The 19,235-nt window shown below is 67.9% G+C and carries 17 protein-coding genes; 2 read left to right on the top strand and 15 right to left on the bottom strand.

The window, feature by feature from the left end:
* Window positions 1-42 precede the first annotated feature (42 nt).
* A complete protein-coding gene (locus A3AG_RS0129000; RefSeq protein WP_018008778.1) occupies window positions 43-447 on the top strand; it encodes an acyl-CoA thioesterase in 405 nt (134 codons plus the stop codon).
* 252 nt (window positions 448-699) lie between these two features.
* On the opposite strand, the gene A3AG_RS0128995 is transcribed toward A3AG_RS0129000, so the two are convergent.
* The 7 genes from A3AG_RS0128995 to clsB all read right to left on the bottom strand — a co-directional run bounded on the left by A3AG_RS0128995 (window position 700) and on the right by clsB (window position 10,577).
* Window positions 700-1,476 carry an enoyl-CoA hydratase gene (locus tag A3AG_RS0128995; protein WP_018008777.1) on the bottom strand — a complete coding sequence of 259 codons (777 nt, stop codon included), beginning with the start codon at window positions 1,474-1,476 and terminating at the stop codon, window positions 700-702.
* 21 nt (window positions 1,477-1,497) lie between these two features.
* The gene (locus tag A3AG_RS0128990) at window positions 1,498-2,454 is read right to left on the bottom strand and encodes a DegV family protein (RefSeq protein ID WP_018008776.1); all 957 of its coding nucleotides are present in this window, start codon (window positions 2,452-2,454) and stop codon (window positions 1,498-1,500) included.
* Window positions 2,455-2,565: 111 nt separating this feature from the next.
* Entirely contained in the window at window positions 2,566-3,765 is a 1,200-nt protein-coding gene (locus tag A3AG_RS0128985; protein ID WP_026164554.1) for an acetyl-CoA C-acyltransferase, read from the bottom strand.
* 21 nt (window positions 3,766-3,786) lie between these two features.
* The gene (locus tag A3AG_RS0128980; protein ID WP_018008774.1) at window positions 3,787-6,210 is read right to left on the bottom strand and encodes a 3-hydroxyacyl-CoA dehydrogenase/enoyl-CoA hydratase family protein; all 2,424 of its coding nucleotides are present in this window, start codon (window positions 6,208-6,210) and stop codon (window positions 3,787-3,789) included.
* Between the two features lie 219 nt (window positions 6,211-6,429).
* Complete coding sequence (locus tag A3AG_RS0128975) at window positions 6,430-8,217, bottom strand: acyl-CoA dehydrogenase C-terminal domain-containing protein (protein WP_026164553.1); 1,788 nt, start codon at window positions 8,215-8,217, stop codon at window positions 6,430-6,432.
* Window positions 8,218-8,292: 75 nt separating this feature from the next.
* Window positions 8,293-8,883 (bottom strand): TetR/AcrR family transcriptional regulator, encoded by a 591-nt coding sequence (locus tag A3AG_RS0128970; protein WP_025583452.1) that lies wholly within the window; start codon window positions 8,881-8,883, stop codon window positions 8,293-8,295.
* A gap of 347 nt (window positions 8,884-9,230) precedes the next feature.
* Window positions 9,231-10,577 carry a cardiolipin synthase ClsB gene (gene clsB / locus A3AG_RS0128965; RefSeq protein ID WP_018008772.1) on the bottom strand — a complete coding sequence of 449 codons (1,347 nt, stop codon included), beginning with the start codon at window positions 10,575-10,577 and terminating at the stop codon, window positions 9,231-9,233.
* 92 nt (window positions 10,578-10,669) lie between these two features.
* On the opposite strand from clsB, the gene mobB reads away from it, so the two are divergent.
* Window positions 10,670-11,206, top strand: coding sequence for a molybdopterin-guanine dinucleotide biosynthesis protein B (gene mobB, locus A3AG_RS0128960; RefSeq protein WP_035849936.1), 537 nt, complete (start codon window positions 10,670-10,672; stop codon window positions 11,204-11,206).
* Window positions 11,207-11,241: 35 nt separating this feature from the next.
* Here mobB and A3AG_RS0128955 read toward each other — a convergent pair whose 3' ends face one another.
* From A3AG_RS0128955 to A3AG_RS0128920, 8 genes are all read right to left on the bottom strand, one after another.
* Window positions 11,242-12,024 (bottom strand): endonuclease/exonuclease/phosphatase family protein, encoded by a 783-nt coding sequence (locus A3AG_RS0128955; protein ID WP_018008770.1) that lies wholly within the window; start codon window positions 12,022-12,024, stop codon window positions 11,242-11,244.
* Window positions 12,021-12,524 carry a dihydroneopterin triphosphate diphosphatase gene (gene nudB / locus A3AG_RS32120; RefSeq protein WP_018008769.1) on the bottom strand — a complete coding sequence of 168 codons (504 nt, stop codon included), beginning with the start codon at window positions 12,522-12,524 and terminating at the stop codon, window positions 12,021-12,023. The genes A3AG_RS0128955 and nudB overlap by 4 nt, the downstream gene beginning before the upstream one ends.
* A 97-nt stretch (window positions 12,525-12,621) precedes the next feature.
* Window positions 12,622-13,533: a membrane protein gene (locus A3AG_RS0128945; RefSeq protein WP_026164552.1), complete on the bottom strand. Its 912-nt coding sequence runs from the start codon at window positions 13,531-13,533 to the stop codon at window positions 12,622-12,624.
* 208 nt (window positions 13,534-13,741) lie between these two features.
* Entirely contained in the window at window positions 13,742-15,550 is a 1,809-nt protein-coding gene (aspS, locus tag A3AG_RS0128940) for an aspartate--tRNA ligase (protein ID WP_012351729.1), read from the bottom strand.
* 65 nt (window positions 15,551-15,615) lie between these two features.
* A complete protein-coding gene (locus A3AG_RS0128935) occupies window positions 15,616-16,338 on the bottom strand; it encodes a DUF502 domain-containing protein (protein WP_018008767.1) in 723 nt (240 codons plus the stop codon).
* 14 nt (window positions 16,339-16,352) lie between these two features.
* Entirely contained in the window at window positions 16,353-16,688 is a 336-nt protein-coding gene (locus tag A3AG_RS0128930; RefSeq protein ID WP_026164551.1) for an FmdB family zinc ribbon protein, read from the bottom strand.
* A gap of 164 nt (window positions 16,689-16,852) precedes the next feature.
* Window positions 16,853-18,289 (bottom strand): high affinity choline transporter 1, encoded by a 1,437-nt coding sequence (locus A3AG_RS0128925; protein WP_018008766.1) that lies wholly within the window; start codon window positions 18,287-18,289, stop codon window positions 16,853-16,855.
* Between the two features lie 292 nt (window positions 18,290-18,581).
* A complete protein-coding gene (locus A3AG_RS0128920) occupies window positions 18,582-19,202 on the bottom strand; it encodes a methyltransferase domain-containing protein (protein ID WP_018008765.1) in 621 nt (206 codons plus the stop codon).
* Between the last annotated feature and the right edge of the window lie 33 nt (window positions 19,203-19,235).

The following is a 19,235-nucleotide window of genomic DNA, read 5'->3' as shown; positions in this document are numbered from 1 at the left end:
GCCGCGGCCCGCCCCCCTTCAGAAGTCCACCCGCATACCGTCATGAACGCTTCCCATACCGTCCCCGCCCTGCCCGCCGGCAAGAATCCCGCGCTGCGCGTGGTGCCGATGCCTGCCGACGCCAACGTGCACGGCGACGTTTTCGGCGGCTGGATCATGGCGCAGGTGGATATTGCGGGATCGATCCCGGCGGTGGAGCGCGCGCAAGGCCGTGTCGCGACCGTGGCGGTCAATTCCTTCCTGTTCAAGCATCCGGTGTTTGTCGGCGACCTGGTGAGCTTCTACGCCGATATCGTCAAGACCGGGCGTACCTCGATCACGGTCGAGGTAGAGGTCTATGCGCAGCGGATGCGGCATAGCAATGAGATCGTCAAGGTGACCGAGGCGACGCTGACGTATGTGGCGACGGATGAGTCGCGGCAGCCGCGGGTGTTGCCGACGGCTTGAGGGCTAAAGGGCTTCTGCCCATCGGTCGGTGTGCTCCCTCTCCCGCTTGCGGGAGAGGGTCGGGGTGAGGGCAGGCGCTGGCTGAAGCTATCGCGCTGGAAAAAACCGTTGGCCCCGCTTTTTGCGGTTCCTTGCTAGCCCACCCCTCATCCCGGCCTCTCCCCATGAGGGGAGAGGGAGGACACCTTGCTTCGGCGAGATCGAGCGGCCTGGGAACACCCTACACCGCGCCCCTCCACTCAGTCGCGGGTCTCACTCAAACTTCGTAAAATCCGGCTTCCGCTTCTCGAAGAACGCGCTGAACGCCTCCTTCGCCTCCGGCGCCACCAGCATGCGCCGGAACACCGCGCCCTCGTCGGCCATCTGCTTCTCAACTTCGGCCACCGCGCCCGATTTCATCAAACGCTTGGTCTCGCGCAGCGACGAAGCCGGCAGCGCCGCCAGCTTGCGCGCCTGCTGCAGCGCGAAGTCGTGCAGTTCCGCCACCGGCTGCACGCGCGACACCAGGCCCATTTCCAGCGCTTCCTGCGCGCTGAACGCTTCGCCCAGCATCAGCTTCTCGGCCGCGCGCTGGTAGCCGACCAGGCGCGGCAGCAGCAGGCTGGAGGCGGCCTCCGGGCACAGCCCGAGCTGCACGAACGGCAGCGACAGCTTGGCGGTGTCGGATGCATAGACGAGGTCGCAGTGCAGCAGCATGGTGGTGCCCACGCCCACCGCTGCGCCGCTGACCGCCGCGACCACCGGCTTGCTGGCATGGCTGATCTGGTACAGGAACTGGAACACCGGGGCCGCTTCGGCGCCCTCGCCCGCGGTGGGCGGGCGCTGCATGAAATCTTCGAGGTCATTGCCGGCAGTGAAGACTTCGGGCTTGCCGCGCAACAGGATGGCGCGCACGGCAGGATCGGTCTCGGCCGCGCGCAGCGCGTCGGCCAGCGCCTGGTACATCGCCGCGGTGATGGCGTTCTTTTTGTCGATGCGATCGAATTCGAGCGTCAGGATGCCCTGCTCGATGCTGGTACGGATGCTCATGGTGTTCCTCGTCTGTGGGAGTTATGCGAAAGGCGTCGGCGACTCGGCAAGGTAGCTGAGCCCGAACGCGCGCGCACCGACATTCAGTGCCACCGTCAGGCTCATCGGCGCCAGCATCAGCTCGACGCCGTGGCTATGCGCGGTACGCGCCAGCGACTGGTACGCCGGCATCGCGCGCACCTCGTCCAGCGGACCCGCGTAGCACGCCGAGATCGCCGGCACCAGCAGGTCGCCGGCGCGCACGCATTGTTCGGCATGCTGCATTACGCGGCGCCTGCCCTCTTCCGAGCCGCGCGCCCTGGCGATGGCTTCGGTCTGGCCCTGGTGCATATGCACCACAGGGCGGAGATTGAACGCGCTGCCCATCATGTAGCGGCCCCAGGTGATGCTGCCCTCGCCCTTCTGGCGCGCGCGGGTGTACAGGTAAAGCAGTTCGTCCGGCACCAGGAACATGTGGGCGGCATCGCGCAGGCGTGTTTCCACGGCCTCGCGCACGGCCTGCGGACTGGCGCCGGCCAGCGCCATGCGCGCGGCTTCGCGCACGACCAGCGCCTGCCCCGGGCCGATGGCACCGGTGTCAACCACGGTCAGGTCGAACAGCCCCGAGCGTCCGGCTTCCCTGCGCAGCCGCACGCTGCGCGCCACGGTGCCGATCACCGCGCCGCTGGCATGCGCATACAGCTTGCTGCGCGTGCTGGCGATGGTGAACAGGATGGCGCGGTCGCACTGCGCGACCACGTTGCGCAGCAGGTGTTCCTCCAGCTCGCGCTCGACCATCGGCACCGATTCGGCATAGTGGTCCTGGCGGCCGACCAGGTATTGCTGGTAGAGCCGCGGCAGCGCGTCTTCATCGCGCGTGTCGGCGACGAACTGCTCGCCGGCACGGATGCGGAACGGAATGGTGTGGATCTTCAGCGCGGCCATGACGTCGCGTGGCAAGTCGCACGCGGCATCGGCCAGGATGGCTGTCTCCTGCATATTTTGTCTCCTCCCCTACCTGGTGACCCGCGTCGCGGGCGGCAGCCCGGTACGGCTTTCTTCACCTGATGCAGAAGGGCGGGATGGCCCCGGGCCATCCCGCAGGCGCGTTTATACGCGCTCGAAGATGCCTGCGGCGCCCATGCCGGTGCCGACGCACATGGTGACCATGCCGTACTTCAGGTTGTGGCGGCGCAGCGCGTGCACCACCGTGGCCGAGCGGATCGCACCGGTGGCGCCCAGCGGGTGGCCCAGCGCGATCGCGCCGCCCATGCGGTTGACCCGGGCGGGATCCAGCTGCAGGTCGCGCATCACCGCCAGCGATTGCGCGGCGAAGGCTTCGTTCAGCTCGATCCAGTCGAGCTGGTCCTGGGTCAGGCCGGCTGCCTTCAGCGCCGCCGGGATCGCTTCCTTGGGGCCGATGCCCATGATCTCGGGCGGCACGCCGCGCACCGCGAACGAGACGAAGCGCGCCAGCGGCACCAGGTTGAACTGCTTCAGGATCTTTTCCGAAACCAGGATCAGCGCGCCGGCGCCGTCGGAGGTCTGCGAGCTGTTGCCGGCGGTGACGCTGCCCTTGCTGGCGAACACCGGGCGCAGCTTGCCCAGCCCCTCGAGCGAGGTATCCGGGCGCGGGCCTTCGTCCAGCGCGATGGTGCGGGTCTTCACGCTGACCTGGCCGCTGGCGAGGTCGGGGAAGCGCTCGACGGTCTCGACCGGGGTGATCTCGTCGCGGAACTCGCCGGCCTGCTGCGCGGCGATGGCCTTCTGGTGCGACGCCAGCGAGAACGCGTCCTGGTCCTCGCGGCTGACCTGCCACTGCTGCGCGACCTTCTCGGCGGTCAGGCCCATGCCGTAGGCAATGCCGACGTTCTCGTCGCGGCTGAAGATCTCCGGCGACATCGACGGCGAGTTGCCCATCATCGGCACCATGCTCATCGACTCCACGCCGGCGGCGATCATCACGTCGGACTCGCCCACGCGGATGCGGTCGGCGGCCATCGCCACCGCGCTCAGGCCCGAGGCACAGAAGCGGTTGACGGTGATGCCGCCGACGGTATTCGGCAGCCCCGACAGCAGCGCGCCGATGCGGGCCACGTTCAGGCCCTGCTGGGCTTCCGGGATGGCGCAGCCGACGATGGCGTCTTCGATCAGCTTCGGGTCCAGCTCAGGCACCTGGGCCACCGCGGCCCTCAGGATGGTGGCCAGCAGGTCGTCGGGGCGCGTGTGCTTGAACGCGCCCTTGGGTGCCTTGCCGATCGGCGAACGGGTGGCCGCAACGATGTATGCGTCTTGCAGTTGTTTCATGATGTCGGTTCCTCGCTTGCCTTGTTAGTTGCGCACCGGCTTGCCGGTCTGCAGCATGCCCATGATGCGCTCCTGCGTCTTGCCGGTTCCCAGCAGGTCGACGAAGGCCTTGCGCTCCAGCGCCAGCAGCCATTCCTCGCTGACCAGCGCGCCGGCGTCGACGTCGCCCCCGCACACCACTTCGGCAATGCGCGTGGCGATCAGGAAATCGTGCGCGGAGATAAAGCCGCCGTCGCGCATGTTGACCAGCGATGCCTTGATGGTGGCCACGCCGGAACGGCCGGCAACCGGGACCAGCGTCGGCAGCGGCGCGCGGTAGCCGGCATCGGCCAGCGCGCGCACAGTGTTCTGCGCCACGTACAGCAGTTCATGCACGTTGAAGACGATCTGGTCGGACGGCTGCAGGTAGCCCATCTGGCGCGCTTCCAGGGCCGAGGCGGAGACCTTGGCCATGGCGGCGCTCTGGAAGCGGCTGGTCACGAATTGCAGGTAGTTGGTGCTGCCCGCTGCCTGCGCCGCGCGCGCCGCCGCCAGCGCGGCTTCCTTCAGGCCGCCGCCGGCCGGCACCAGGCCCACGCCGACTTCGACCAGGCCTACGTACGTTTCCAGCGCAGCCACGCGTGCCGCCGAATGCAGCATCAGCTCGCAGCCGCCGCCCAGCGCGATGCCCGACGCCGCCGACACCACCGGCACCGCGGCGTACTTCACGCGCATCATGCCGTCCTGGAACTTCTTCACGAACGGCTCGATGCCCTTGGCGCCGCCCATCATGAAGGCGGGCATGGCCGCTTCCAGGTTGGCGCCCGCGGAGAACGGACCGCCCGGCGCGCCGAGCTGCAGCGAGGTCGGCTGCCACACCACCAGGCCCTTGTACTGCGCTTCGGCCAGGTCGATGGCACGGGTCAGGCCGTCGATCACGTCCGGCCCGATGGTGTTCATCTTGCTCTTGAACGAGACCACCAGCACGTCGTCCTGGCCTTCGCTGACCCAGATGCGCACGGCGTCGTTTTCCTCGACGGTGCGGCCCGCCTTGCGCGGATCGACCGTTTCGCTGCCCTTCAGCGCGGCACGGAACACCTGGCGCTCATACACCGGCAGCATGCTGCGCGCGACGAACGACTGCGTTGCCGGCGACCACGAGCCATCGGCGGCATGCACGCCCTGGCGCTCGGCGACGGGGCCTGCAAAGACCCATGCCGGCAGCGGCGCGGCCGACAGCGCCTTGCCGCCTTCCACGTCTTCCTTCACCCACTCGGCCACCTGCTTCCAGCCGGCCGACTGCCAGTCCTCGAACGGCCCGGAGTTCCAGCCGAAGCCCCAGCGGATCGCCAGGTCGATATCGGCGGCCGAGCCGGCGATCTGCTCCAGGTACACGGCGATGTAGTGGAACACGTCGCGGAACACCGCCCACAGGAACTGCGCCTGCGGGTTGGTCGACTCGCGCAGCAGCCTGATGCGCTCGGCCGGTTCCTTCTTCAGCATGCGCACCACGATCTCGTCGGCCTTCTTGCCCGACTCGACATACTGGCCGGTCTTGGCGTCCAGCACCTTGATGGCCTTGCCTTCCTTCTTGTAGAAGCCGGCGCCGGTCTTCTGGCCCAGCGCGCCAGCATCGACCAGGCCCTTGAGCACGGCCGGGGTCTGGTACACCGGCGCGAACGGGTCGTCGTGCAGGTTGTCCTGCATGGTCTTGATCACGTGCGCCATGGTGTCGAGGCCGACCACGTCCGCGGTGCGGAAGGTGGCGGACTTGGCGCGGCCCAGCTTGGAGCCGGTCAGGTCGTCGACCACGTCGAACGGAATGCCGAATTTCTCGGCCTCGGCGAACACCGCCAGGATCGAGAAGATGCCGACGCGGTTGGCGATGAAGTTGGGCGTGTCCTTGGCGCGCACCACGCCCTTGCCGAGCGTGGTGGTCAGGAAGGCTTCCAGCTGGTCGAGGATCTCCGGCCGCGTGGTCGCGGTCGGGATCAGCTCGACCAGGTGCATGTAGCGCGGCGGGTTGAAGAAGTGCACGCCGCAGAAACGCGACTTCAGGTCATCATCGAACCCGTCGGACAGCGCAGTGATCGACAGGCCCGAAGTGTTGGTGGCGAAGATCGCGTGCGAGGCCAGGTGCGGCGCGACCTTCTTGTACAGGTCGTGCTTCCAGTCCATGCGCTCGGCGATCGCCTCGATCACCAGGTCGCATTCCTTGAGCAGCGCGATATCGTCTTCGTAGTTGGCCGCCCGGATCAGGCCGGCCTCGTCCTTGGTGCCCAGCGGCGCGGGCGACAGCTTCTTCAGGTTGTCGATGGCGCGCAGCGCGATGCCGTTCTTCGGGCCTTCCTTGGCCGGCAGGTCGAACAGCACCACGGGCACGCGCGCGTTGATCAGGTGGGCGGCGATCTGCGCGCCCATGACGCCGGCACCCAGCACGGCGACTTTCTTGACGATGAAATTGGACATGCTCGCTCCTGGATTAGTGAGCGTTGAGGTGAGAGTGTGTGGCTGTCCCGTTGCTGCCGGTTGACTCCCCTCTCCCGCTTGCGGGAGAGGGGCCGGGGGTGAGGGCGGGAGCTTGCTATGCCGAACTACTTCGTTGAAGCGCCGGCCCTCACCCCCGCCCCTCTCCCATCAATGGGAGAGGGGAGCAAACCGTCAGCGGGAGTCGTCCATGCGGATCAATCAGAACAAATCCGCGTCCAGCGCCATCAGCGACGCCGAACCCGCGCGCGCCTTGCGGATCTCCGCGGCCGTTTCCGGCAGCAGCTTGGCAAAGTAGAAGCGCGCCGTGGCCAGCTTGGCGGTGTAGAACTTGTCGCCGCTGCCCTGCTTCTCCAGCGCGACCTTGGCCATGCGGGCCCAGAAGTAGGCGAACACCAGGTGGCCCACCACGCGCAGGTACGGCACCGCGGCGGCGCCGACTTCGTCGGCGTTGCCCATCGCCTTCATGCCGATTTCCATGGTCAGCTTCTGCACCTTGTCGCCCAGGTCGGCCAGCGGGTTGATGAATTCCTGCATGGCTTCGTTGGTGCCTTCGGCCTCGACGAATTCCTGCACGATCTTGCCGAAGGCCTTCATCCTGGCGCCCATGTCGCCCAGGATCTTGCGGCCCAGCAGGTCCAGCGCCTGGATGGTGTTGGTGCCTTCGTAGATCATGTTGATGCGGGCGTCGCGCACGTATTGCTCCATGCCCCATTCGGAGATGTAGCCGTGGCCGCCGAACACCTGCATGCCCTCGTTGGTGGCGGTGAAGGCGTTGTCGGTCAGGAACGCCTTGATCACCGGCGTCAGCAGCGCGACCAGGTCGCCGGCCTGCTTGCGCACGGCTTCGTCCGGGTGCGACAGTTCGCGGTCGATCTGCAGCGCGGTCCAGTAGCTGAAGGCGCGGCCGCCTTCGGCATAGGCACGCTGGGTCAGCAGCATGCGGCGCACGTCGGGGTGGACGATGATCGGATCGGCGGCCTTCTCGGGCGCCTTCGGGCCGGTCAGCGATCGCATCTGCAGGCGGTCCCTGGCATAGGCGACCGAGTTCTGGTACGCCACCTCGGTCAGGCCCAGGCCTTGCGCGCCCACGCCCAGGCGCGCGGCGTTCATCATCACGAACATGGCGTTCAGGCCCTTGTTGGGCTCGCCCACCATCCATCCGCGCGCGCCGTCGAGGTTCATCACGCAGGTGGCGTTGCCATGGATGCCCATCTTGTGCTCGATCGAGCCGCACTGGATGCCGTTGCGCTCGCCCGGGTTGCCGCTGGCATCGGGGATGAACTTCGGCACCACGAACAGCGAGATGCCCTTGGTTCCGCCCGGCGCGTCCGGCAGGCGCGCCAGCACCAGGTGGATGATGTTCTCGGCCAGGTCGTGCTCGCCGGCGGAGATGAAGATCTTGGTGCCGGTGATGCGGTAGGAACCGTCGGCCTGGGGCTCGGCCTTGCTGCGCAGGATGCCCAGGTCGGTGCCGCAATGCGGCTCGGTCAGGCACATGGTGCCGGTCCAGACGCCGGACACCAGCTTGGGCAGGTAGGTCTGCTGCAGCTCGGGGGTGCCGTGTGCGTGCAGGGCCTCATAGGCGCCGTGCGACAGGCCGGGGTACATGGTCCAGGCCTGGTTGGCCGAGTTAAGCATCTCGTAGACCACGTTGTTGACCACGATCGGCAGGCCCTGGCCGCCGAAGGCGGGATCGCACGCCAGTGCCGGCCAGCCGGCCTCGACATACTGCTGGTAGGCTTCCTTGAAGCCGGTGGGCGCCTTGACCACGCCGTCGCCGACGTAGGTACAGCCTTCGCGGTCGCCCACCTGGTTGAGCGGGAACACCACGTCCGAGCAGAACTTGCCGGCTTCCTCGATGACCTGGTTGATGGTGTCCGCGTCGATGTCCGCGTGCGGCGGCATCGCCTTGAGTTCGGCTTCGGCGCCGAGCAGTTCATGGAGCACGAACTGCATGTCGCGCAACGGTGCGGTGTACTGGCCCATCAGAGACTCCTTGGAGTTGTGCGATGCCGCCACGCCGCCCGCCTCGCTCGCGCGAACCGGTCCGACCCGACGGCCTCAGGTACGGTAAGACTGAATCAGTTTGTTGAGCGCGACCATGGCAAGCTCGGCGCTGTCGGGCAGGCGCAGGAAACGGGCGTCATGATGCAAGCCTAGTTCAAGGCTGTACATCTCGAACAGCATCAGGCGCGGATCGCAGTCCGCGCGCAGATGCCCCTCTTCCTTGGCCTGGTTGATGGCGCGGGTCAGCGCTGCCCGCCAGATGGTGACGCTCTTGACCAGCTCGTCACGCACCAGGCTGCCGGCGCGGTCGTCGTACTCCACCGCGCCGCTGATGTAGATGCATCCCGTCGTCACTTCCTGGATGCGCTTCTCCATCCAGCGCCGCACCATCGACCACAGCCGGGGCAGTCCGCGCGGCTCCTGCAGCGAGGGATAGAACACCTCCTGCTCGAACCGGCGGTGATACTCCCGCACCACCTCGACCTGCAGGTCCTCGCGCGAACCGAAATGCGCGAAGACGCCGCTCTTGCTCATCTGCATGCGTTCCGCGAGCAGGCCGATGGTCAGACCTTCAAGCCCGTCGCGGGACGACAATTCCAGTGCGGCATCCAGAATCGCCACGCGCGTCATCTCGCCCTTGCGCATGGGCGAGGGCGACGAGGCGGCGGATTCGAGACGGGCTGACTGGTGTCGCATGTTTTTTCTCCGTTCTGCGGGGCCTGCTGCGGCCCCGCGTATGACCCTGACGTTGCATTCATTGCTTGCGGGCGGCCGGCGGATTTGCCGGTGCATACCGCGAATGCACGCAGTCTAAGCCAAAAAAGAACGGTCGTTCAGATTATTCTGGCGCGGCACCTGCCCATCAAGCTTTTAATTAGACCGCTGTTTCTAAACGGACTGCATTGCAGCATGTCCGCCAGCCGCGATGCCGCAGCCGGTTTCAGCGCAGGCGTTGTCGCATGGCAGCAAACGCACACCGGGCCGCGCGCCGTTCAGTAGCGGCCCGTGACGCCGGCGATGATCACGCCCAGGCGCAGCAGCATATACGCCGCCCAGTTGCCCAGCCGGTGCAGCGGCGAGCGCCGCGCATGCACGTCGGGCAGCACGCGCACGCTGCGGTGCGCAATGGCCCGCTCCAGCGCTTCGCGCAGTTCAGCGGCGAAGGCCGCATCATAAACCGCAACGTTGGCCTCGCGCGCGAGCAGCAGGCTGAACGGGTCCATGTTGCTCGACCCGACCGTGGCCCAGGCCTCGTCGACCACGCCGACCTTGGCGTGCAGGAAGCTGTCTGCGTACTCGTAGATCTCGACACCGGCCTCCAGCAACGAGGCATAGAGCGCATGGGTGGCGTAGTGCTGCAGCCGGTATTCGACCATGCCCTGCAGCAGCAGCCGCACGCGCACGCCGCGCGCACGGCAGGCCAGCAAGGCGCGCCGCATCTTGTGGCCGGGCAGGAAGTAGGCGTTGGCCAGGATCACGTCGTGACGCGCGGCACCCAGCGCGCGCAGGTATTCGCGCTCGATGGTGCGGCGGTTGCGCAGGTTGTCGCGCAGCAGCAGCGCGGCGCGGATGCCGCCGGTGGCTTCCGGGCGCGCCGGCAGGTCGGTCACCAGCGGGTAGTCGGCGACCGCCGCGGCGCGCTCGCTGCCGCGCGTCTCGCGCAGCGACAGCCGCCACCAGAGCCGCTCGGACGACAGCGCGATGCGGTCCACCAGCGGCCCGCTGACCTGCACCGCGAAGTCATAGCGCGGCCCCAGGTTGGCGCCTTCGAAGGGCCCGTGGTTATGGTCGTCGATGATGTTGATGCCGCCGACGAAGGCGACATGACGGTCGATCACGGCGACCTTGCGGTGCAGCCGGCGCAGGTGGCGCCGCGCCAGGCGGAAGCCGCGCAAGGCGCGATACACGCGCAGCCGCACCCCGCCCGCGCGCAGGCGTTCGGCCAGTTCGGCGGGCATGTCGCCGGCGCCGAAGCCGTCCACCGTCACGCGCACCACGACCCCGCGCGCGGCGGCACGGATCAGCGCGTCGGCGACGGCGCGGCCGACCTCGTCGTCGGCATAGATGTAGGTTTCCAGCATGACCTGGAACGCGGCCTGGTCGATCGCGGCGATCAGCGCCGGAAAGAAATCCTGGCCGCCGTGCAGCAGCCGCACGGTGTTGCCGAGGGTGGGCTTGCCGCGGCGCCAGGCCCAGCGCAGCATGTGGTGGCGATAGGTCGGCTCGCCGGTGGTGGCGGTGTCGTGCACCGGGGCGTCCTCGGCCTGGGCGGAGTGGGAGATCCGTGACATGCCGTGATTATCGGACAGTTTGCCGCGGGCAAGGCGCCGCCTGCACATTGGCGCGCGGAACTCTGCTATCGTCGATGCCGATGCCCTGCGCGCCGATACCGGCGTGCAGGCAGACTCCCGACGCCCCTACGGAAACCATGGTGAAGGTATTCGGCATTACCGGTTCGTCCGGCAGCGGCAAGACCACGCTGCTGGACCAGCTCATCCCCTGCTTTGTCGGCGCCGGCCTGCGCGTGGCCGGCGTCAAGCACACCCACCACGGCTTCGATCCCGACACGCCCGGCAAGGATTCATGGCGCATGCGCGCGGCCGGCTGTGCCAACGTCGTGCTGGTCGGCGCGCGCCACCTGACGCTGATGCGCCATTACCCCGAAGCCGTGCCGTCCCCCGAACTCGACGATGCGCTCGCGGTGCTGCCGCCCGACACCGACCTGGTGCTGGTGGAAGGCTACAAGCGCAGCGATTTTCCCAAGCTGGAAGTGTTCCGCCCCGCGCTGGGCCGTGCGCCGCTGTGGGACGAAGTGCCGGGCGTGGTGGCGGTGGCGAGCGACGATCCCGCCGCGGTCGCCGCCATGACCACGTTGCCGGTGCTGGACCTGAACGATGCGCAGGCGGTGTTCGCCTTTATCCGCGACTATCCCATTCCCGTGCGCGGGAGCCGCAGCGGCGCGGGCTGACCGCTTCGGGCGGCATCAAGCGGCATCAAGCGGCCTCAGGCGGCCTTGTCCGCGGGCGTGTCCCGCTCCACCATCCCGCCCAGCGGATGCCCCAGTTCCGCCACCAGCGGCACGTGGTCGGAGCGTTGCGCCCAGTCGCGCCCGGTCAGCGCGTGGGCGCGCTCGATCTCGTAGCCGCGCACATAGATGCGGTCGAGCTGCCACCACGGCATATGGCTGGGGAAGGTATGCAGCCGCGCGCCGCGTGCGTGCGAGGCCTCGACCGCGCCCAGCGTATTGCAGATCTGCGCGTCGAGCCGGTGGTTCCAGTCGTTGAAGTCGCCGGCGATCACCAGCGGCACGCCCGCCGGCACCACGTTCTGCACCCGCTCCACCAGCGCCTCGGCCTGGCGCGCACGGCTGCGCGCGAACAGGCCGAAATGCACGCAGATCAGGTGGGTCTCGACGCCGTGCACGTCCGCCACCGCGTGCAGCAGCCCGCGCTGCTCGAAGCGGTGGTCGGAAATATCGAGGTTTTCGGACATCAGGATCGGATGGCGCGACAGGATCGCGTTGCCGTGGTGGCCGTAGTCATAGACTGCGTTGCGGCCGTAGACCGAATGCGGATAGGCGTCGGTGGCGAGGTAATTGAGCTGGGTGTGTTCCGGGTCGAACAGCGCCGCGGCCACCAGCCGGTCGTTGCGGTCCTGCACTTCCTGCAGGAAGACGATGTCCGCGTCCATCGCGTGCAGGCCGGCACGCACGTTCTGGATGCGCGGGCGCCGCGCGATGCCGGTCACTCCCTTGTGGATGTTGTAGGTGACCACGCGCAGCTTCATGGCTGCCCTCCGACGGCGGCGTGACGGCTGGCATCTCTGTCCGTTGCCGCCGTTACGCCGGACGCGCGCCACGCCAGCTGGCGGATGGCGTCGGCATTGCTGCTGGAAAAGCATTGCTGCGCCGCCTGCTGCCAAGGCAGCCACTTGTATTGCAGGTGTTCGCGTGGCGCCAGCGTCACCGGCAGCGCCTCGGTCACGCGCAGGCCGAACCAGTGTTCGGTATTGCGGGTCACCCCTTCGGCGTAGCGGTGGCGCCACTGCGGATAGATGTCGTACTGGATGGCATGGCCCCAGTCGGTCAGCTGGTGCTCGCCGGCGATGATGCCGGTTTCCTCGGCGACTTCACGCGCGGCGGTCAGCGCCAGGGGTTCGTCCACGGTGTCGAGGCTGCCGGTGACGGACTGCCAGAAGCCCGGGCGATCGGCGCGTTCCAGCAGCAAGACTTGAAGATCTGGCGTGTAAATCACCACCAGCACGGATTCCGGGATCTTGTATGACATGGGTCTGGGCCAAAGGACAAACCCAAGGATAGCGCAGGCGCGCGCGCTTGCCACGGGAAAGCGGCGCCGCGCGCGGGCGCCCCGACTTCCGGCCGGATCAGGCGGCGCTGCGCGCGCCGTGCATGCCGTGCGGGGCCAGGTAGGGCTCGGTGCCGCCGTGGCGCTGCCAGGTGTCGAACACCTGCGGCGACTCGCCATGGCCCCAGGCCGCGCGCAACTGCTCCATCAGCGGCGCCAGCGCGTGGCGGTAGCGCCTGGAGGCGGCATGCGCGTGCGTGGCCAGGGTCTCGGCGCGCTGCCGCGCTTCGTCCTGCAGCCGCGTGCGCTCTTGCGCGATTTCCTTCTCGCGCTGGCCCAGCGTGTTGTACTTCTGGATCAGGAAGCGCTGGTAATCGCCGCCATCCATGCCCTGCGCTGCCTGCGCGTTGACCTGCTCGAAGCGCAGCACGATGCTGCCGGTTTCCTGTTCGATATGGGCGGCCTCGGCGTCCAGCGCCTGCAGCGCCTCCTGCACGCGCTGGGCATCGCGGCGCAGCGCCTGCACCTGCGCGGCCTCGTCCTCGAACACGCGCTGCGCATCGAGGTAGGCCTGCACCACCGGTTGCGGCGCCACCACCAGCAGCGGATCGGCGCCGTCGGCGCGCTGGCCGGCAAGCAGGGCATCGTCGGCCAGGCGCAGGTTGCCGAGCTCGTCGAGCCAGCGCCCGCGCGTCATCACCACGCCGACGGTGTCCAGCGCCAGCCGGCGCAGGGCTTCGGCGCGCTGCATCTCGACCGGCTCGGCCACCGCCTGGGGCGACGCCGCCTGCACCGCGTGGGCGATATCCGGCACGCAGGCGGCCACCGTGGTCGCCACCGATTCGGACATGGCCTGCGCCGCGCGGCGCTGGGCGCGGCGCAGCTCGAAACGGGCCAGCAGCATCATGATCAGTCCCGCCGCCAGCCAGGTCAGGATGGTCTCCTGGTGGGTCAGCAGGAACTGGCGGATCAGTTCGGTATCCAGGTTCAGGTTCACGAATTTCCTCCCGAGTGCCGGGAACCTTCATGACAGGGCCCCTCGGCAAATTGCGTGTCAAAGGAAGAAGACCGGCCCGCCGCCGCCTTCGTTCCGACCGGTAACAAATCGAAACCAATGCGCCCGGCGCCGATGTTGCGCAAAAAGAAAAAAGCCGCGCAACCGCGCGGCTTTTTTTGCGGATCATGCGACCCGGAACCGGTCAGGCGTTGGGCTTCGGTTCGGCGGTGCGCAGGCGGATATGCAGCTCGCGCAGCTGCTTCTCGTCGACCGAGCTCGGCGCCTGCGTCAGCAGGTCCTGGGCACGCTGGGTCTTGGGGAAGGCGATCACGTCGCGGATCGAGTCGGCACCGGCCATCATGGTGACGATGCGGTCCAGGCCGAAGGCCAGGCCGCCGTGCGGAGGCGCGCCGTACTGCAGCGCGTCGAGCAGGTAGCCGAACTTGGCGCGGGCTTCCTCGTCGTTGATCTTGAGCGCGCGGAACACCTTGCTCTGGATGTCCGAACGGAAGATCCGCACCGAGCCGCCGCCCATTTCCCAGCCGTTCAGCACCATGTCGTAGGCCTTGGCCAGGCACTTGCCCGGGTCGGTCTCGAGGTATTCCAGGTGCTCGTCCTTGGGGCTGGTGAACGGGTGGTGCATCGCCACCCAGCGCGCGTCTTCCTCGTCGTACTCGAACATCGGGAAGTCCACCACCCACAGCGGCTTCCAGGCGTCCTCGAACAGGCCGTTGGCCTTGCCGAAGTCGGAATGGCCGATCTTCAGGCGCAGCGCGCCGATCGAGTCGTTGACCACCTTGGCCTTGTCGGCGCCGAAGAAGATGATGTCGCCGTCCTGCGCGCCGGTGCGCTTCAGGATCTCGGCAATGGCGGCGTCGTGCAGGTTCTTGACGATCGGCGACTGCAGCCCGTCGCGGCCCTTGGCGACTTCGTTGACCTTGATCCAGGCCAGGCCCTTGGCGCCGTAGATGCCGACGAACTGGGTGTAGGCGTCGATCTCGCCGCGCGAGATCGCACCGCCGCCGGGCACGCGCAGGCCGACCACGCGGCCGTTGTCGCTGTTGGCCGGACCCGAGAACACCTTGAAGTCGACGTCCTTCATCACCTCGGTCAGCTCGGTGAATTCCAGCTTGACGCGCAGGTCAGGCTTGTCCGAGCCGAAGCGGGCCATGGCCTCGCGGAACTCCATCACCGGGAATTTCGCGTCGAGGTCGACGTCGATGGCGTTCTTGAACACCGTGCGCATCATGTCCTCGAACAGGTCGCGGATCTCCTGCTCGGTCAGGAACGAGGTCTCGCAGTCGATCTGCGTGAATTCGGGCTGGCGGTCGGCGCGCAGGTCTTCGTCGCGGAAGCACTTGGTGATCTGGTAGTAGCGGTCGAAGCCCGACACCATCAGCATCTGCTTGAAGATCTGCGGCGATTGCGGCAGCGCGAAGAAGTGGCCCGGGTTCACCCGCGACGGCACCAGGTAGTCGCGCGCGCCTTCGGGCGTGCTCTTGCCCAGCATCGGCGTCTCGATGTCGATGAAGCCCTGCGCGTCGAGGAACTTGCGCACTTCCATCGCCACCTTGTAGCGCAGGCGCAGGTTGTACTGCATCTGCGGGCGGCGCAGGTCGAGCACGCGGTGCGTCAGGCGCGTGGTCTCCGACAGGTTGTCGTCGTCGAGCTGGAACGGGGGCGTGACCGACGGGTTCAGCACGGTCAGCTCGTGGCACAGCACCTCGATCTTGCCCGAAGTCAGGTTGGCGTTCTCGGTGCCGGCCGGGCGCGGACGGACCTTGCCGGTGACGCGAATGCAGAACTCGTTGCGGATCTCTTCCGCGGCCTTGAACATCTCGGGGCGATCCGGGTCGCACACCACCTGCACCAGGCCCTCGCGGTCGCGCAGGTCGATGAAGATCACGCCGCCATGGTCGCGGCGGCGCTGGACCCAGCCGGTCAGGGCCACTTCCTGGCCCGAGAATTGTTCGGTCACCAGACCGCAGTAGTGAGTACGCATGGAGGACATAAGGAAATTCCCGGTAAAACGCGGCTGCCCGATTGCATCGTGCAGCCCGTGATCAGTTTGGAGGCTCAAGGATCGGTGGTCTGGACCGGTTCCTCGCTGCTGGACCTGCCGGCCACACTCGCCGCACCGGACGGGGCAGCCGGCCGGGGCGCGCTGCCGTTCTTGCGCGGCAATTCCGCCGGTGCCACCACGCCCATCGAGACGATGTACTTGAGCGCGGCGTCGACGGTCATGTCGAGTTCGATGGTGTCGGCCTTGGGCATCATCAGGAAGAAGCCCGAGGTCGGATTGGGGGTGGTCGGCACGTAGACGCTGACGTACTCGCCCTGCAGGTGGTTCTGCACGTCACCGCCGGGGCGGCCGGTCAGGAAGGCGATGGTCCACGAGCCCTCGCGCGGGTACTGCACCAGCAGCGCCTTGCGGAAGGCATTGCCCGACGACGACAGCAGCGTGTCCGAAACCTGCTTGACGCTGGTGTAGATCGGGCCCACCACGGGGATGTGGCCCAGCAGCGCTTCCCACCAGCGCACCAGGCGCTGGCCGATGAAGTTATGCGCCAGCAGCCCGACCAGCAGGATGAACAGCAGCGTCAGGATCGCGCCGAGGCCGGTCACGCGCTTGCCGAACATCAGCCGGTCCGGCCGCCAGGCCTCGGGCAGCAGCGCCAGGCTCTGGTCCATCGTGCCGATGATCAGGCTCAGCACCCACAGCGTGATGCCCAGCGGCACCAGCACCAGCAGCCCGGTCAGGAACCAGGTTTTCAGGGCGGAAGTCTTCTTGGCTACCACGGGGCGGGTCCGGCTCAGTGGCAGGCGCAGGCGCTGCCGCAGCCGCCGGCGGCCGGCGTGGCCGCGGTGGTGCTCGCGGCAGACGATTCGGCGGCGGCCGGAGCGCTGGCCGCTGCCGCGCCTGCCGCCGCGCCGCCCGCAGCCGGCGCGCTGGCGCCGCCGCTGCCGCCGCGGAAGTCGGTCACGTACCAGCCCGAGCCCTTGAGCTGGAAGCCGGCAGCGGTCAGCTGCTTCTTGAATGCGCCGGCGGCGCCGCACGACGGGCAGTCCGTCAACGGGGCATCGCTCATTTTCTGCAGCACATCGCGCCCGTGGCCGCAGGCGTCGCAACGGTAGGCATAGATCGGCATGGTGTTATTTCGCGAGAAAAACTTGGGAATCGGTACCAGGGCGGGCATCGCCGCCGGCCGGGCGGCCGCGGGAATATCCCGCGCGGCGATGCAAAGCCTTGAATTATAAACCGTTCCGGGGCTGCCTGATCGGCGGAAATAAGGGGGTGGGCGGCCCCGCGCCGTCAGGCGATATGGACTTCCTTGACCGGCGCGTGATCTGCAATCCACTGCGGCAGCAGCGAACCGATCACCATGCCGCTGACCGAGAACAGCAGGCCCACCATCTGGGGCGGCACCACGGCGTCGGCAAAGGCGATCTCGCAGGTCAGCCAGGACGACAGCCCCAGCAGGATCGCGGCCAGCCCGCCCTGGCGGGTGGCGTGCTTCCAGAACATGCCGAAGGCGAGCGGCACGAACGACGACACCAGCGTGACCTTGTAGGCATTTTCGACCATATGGAAGATCGACAGGTGCGAGTTCAGCGCGAACAGCGTCACCAGCGTGGTGAACACCAGCACCACGGTCTGCATCACGCGCAGGAACTGCTTGTCGTCGAGATGGCGGAAGTACGGCCGCAGGATGTTCTCGGCAAAGGTTACCGACGGCGCCAGCAGCGTCGCCGAGGCGCAGCTCTTGATCGCCGACAGCAGCGCGCCGAAGAACATCACCTGCGCGAACATCGGCGCGTGCTGCAGGATCAGCTGCGGCAGGATCAGCTGCGAGTCGGTGTCGATGTACTTCGCCACCATGCCCGGGTCGATCAGCGTGGCCGAATACGCCAGGAACATCGGGATAAAGGCGAAGCAGAAGTACAGCACGCCGCCCAGCACCGAGGCGCGCCCGGCGATCTGCTCGGTGCGCGACGAGGTCACCCGCTGGAACACGTCCTGCTGCGGGATCGAGCCCAGCATCATGGTGAACAGCGCCGCGGCGAAGCCGATGATCTGCACGACATCGAGCGACGGCAGGAACTCGAACTTGCCGGCCGCGGCGGCGTGCGACACCACCGCGGTCACGCCGCCGGCCTGGCCGCTGACCTCGTAGCCGATATACATCATGCCGATCACGATGATGATCATCTGGATGAAGTCGGTGATCGCCACCGACCACATGCCGCCGAACAGCGTATAGACCAGCACGCTGGCGGCGCCGATCATCATGCCGGCCTCCTGCGACAGCGCGCCGTCCGACACGGTATAGAACACCAGCCCCAGCGCCTTGATCTGCGCCGCGACCCAGCCCAGGTAGGAGACCACGATGCACAGCGTGGTCAGCACCTCGGCCAGCCGGCCGTAGCGATTGTGGTAGTAGTCGCCGATGGTCAGCAGGTTCATCCGGTACAGCGGCCGGGCGAAGAACAGGCCCACCAGGATCAGGCACAGCGACGACCCGAACGGATCGGACACCACGCCCGACAGGCCTTCCTTCAGGAACACGGCGGGGATGCCCAGCACCGTCTCCGAGCCGAACCAGGTGGCAAAGACGGTGGCGGTGACGATATGGAACGGCAGGCTGCGCCCGGCGACGGCGAAATCGGTGGTGTTGCGCACGCGCAGCGCCGCCCACAGGCCGATGCCGACCGAGATTACCCAGTAGATGATGACAAACCAGATCAGCATGCCGCTGCCCTATGCAGAAGGTGCCCTTGTGGCGAAAAACCGAATGCCGGGCGGCTGGGCGCGGCTGCACGCGCGGTGGCCCGGAGTCCAATTCATCGGTCGGGGCCGCATATCGGGATGCCTGGCGCTGTCCCGACGAGGCGGGCAACGCGGCGGGGGCCCGCGGTCGTAGCCGAATCAAAACGCGGATTATAGCGACGCAGACCGGCGCGGGCGAAAAAAATTCCCCGCTGGCGCGCACGCGCCACGCGGGGCACCGCCTGCGCCACAGGGCGGCCGGCCGGCGGCGGCTTCAGGCGCCGCGCCGGCGCCATACCTGCCAGCGCTCCTGCCCCTGGAACACCGGCAGCGGCGCGGCCGAGGGCCGGTCCTCGATGCGCTCGAAGGCCGGCGCGAGCAGCGCGTCGAGCTCCGCCTCCGGCATCGCGAACGGCGGCCCGCCGCGGTTTTCGCCCAGGTAAAAGTACCCCGCCAGCAGGCCGCCCGGCGGCAGCAGCCCGGCCACGCGGGCGCCATAGGCCGGGCGCAGCGCCGGCGGCAGCGCGCACAGGAAGGCGCGCTCGTAGATCAGCTCGCACGCCGGCTGCGGCGTGAAGGCGAAGAAATCGCCCTGCTGCACCACCGCTGCGGCCGGCCCGAGCGCGCGCCGCGCCGACGCCACCGCCTGCGCGGAGAAGTCAATCGCCGTCACCGGCCAGCCGCGCTCGAACAGCCACGCCGCCTCCCAGCCATTGCCGCAGCCCGGCACCAGCGTCGGACACGGCGCCCGCCCTTCGACAAAGCGGCGGAATTCCTCGGGCACGCCGCCCAGGTCCCAGGGCGTGAAGCCCTCCCTGAAGCGCTCGTCCCAGAACGCCGGGTCGCCGGCGTTGCGCGTGGTGAAGCCGGGCACCGGCCTGGTGGTATCGCCCATGGGTCTGTCTGCGTCCCTTGTAGTATTGGCCTG

The organism is Cupriavidus neocaledonicus, from assembly GCF_000372525.1.
GTDB lineage: Bacteria > Pseudomonadota > Gammaproteobacteria > Burkholderiales > Burkholderiaceae > Cupriavidus > Cupriavidus neocaledonicus.
Note: the sequence above shows the minus strand (reverse complement) of the source record. Positions and strands in the feature narration are given on the sequence as shown.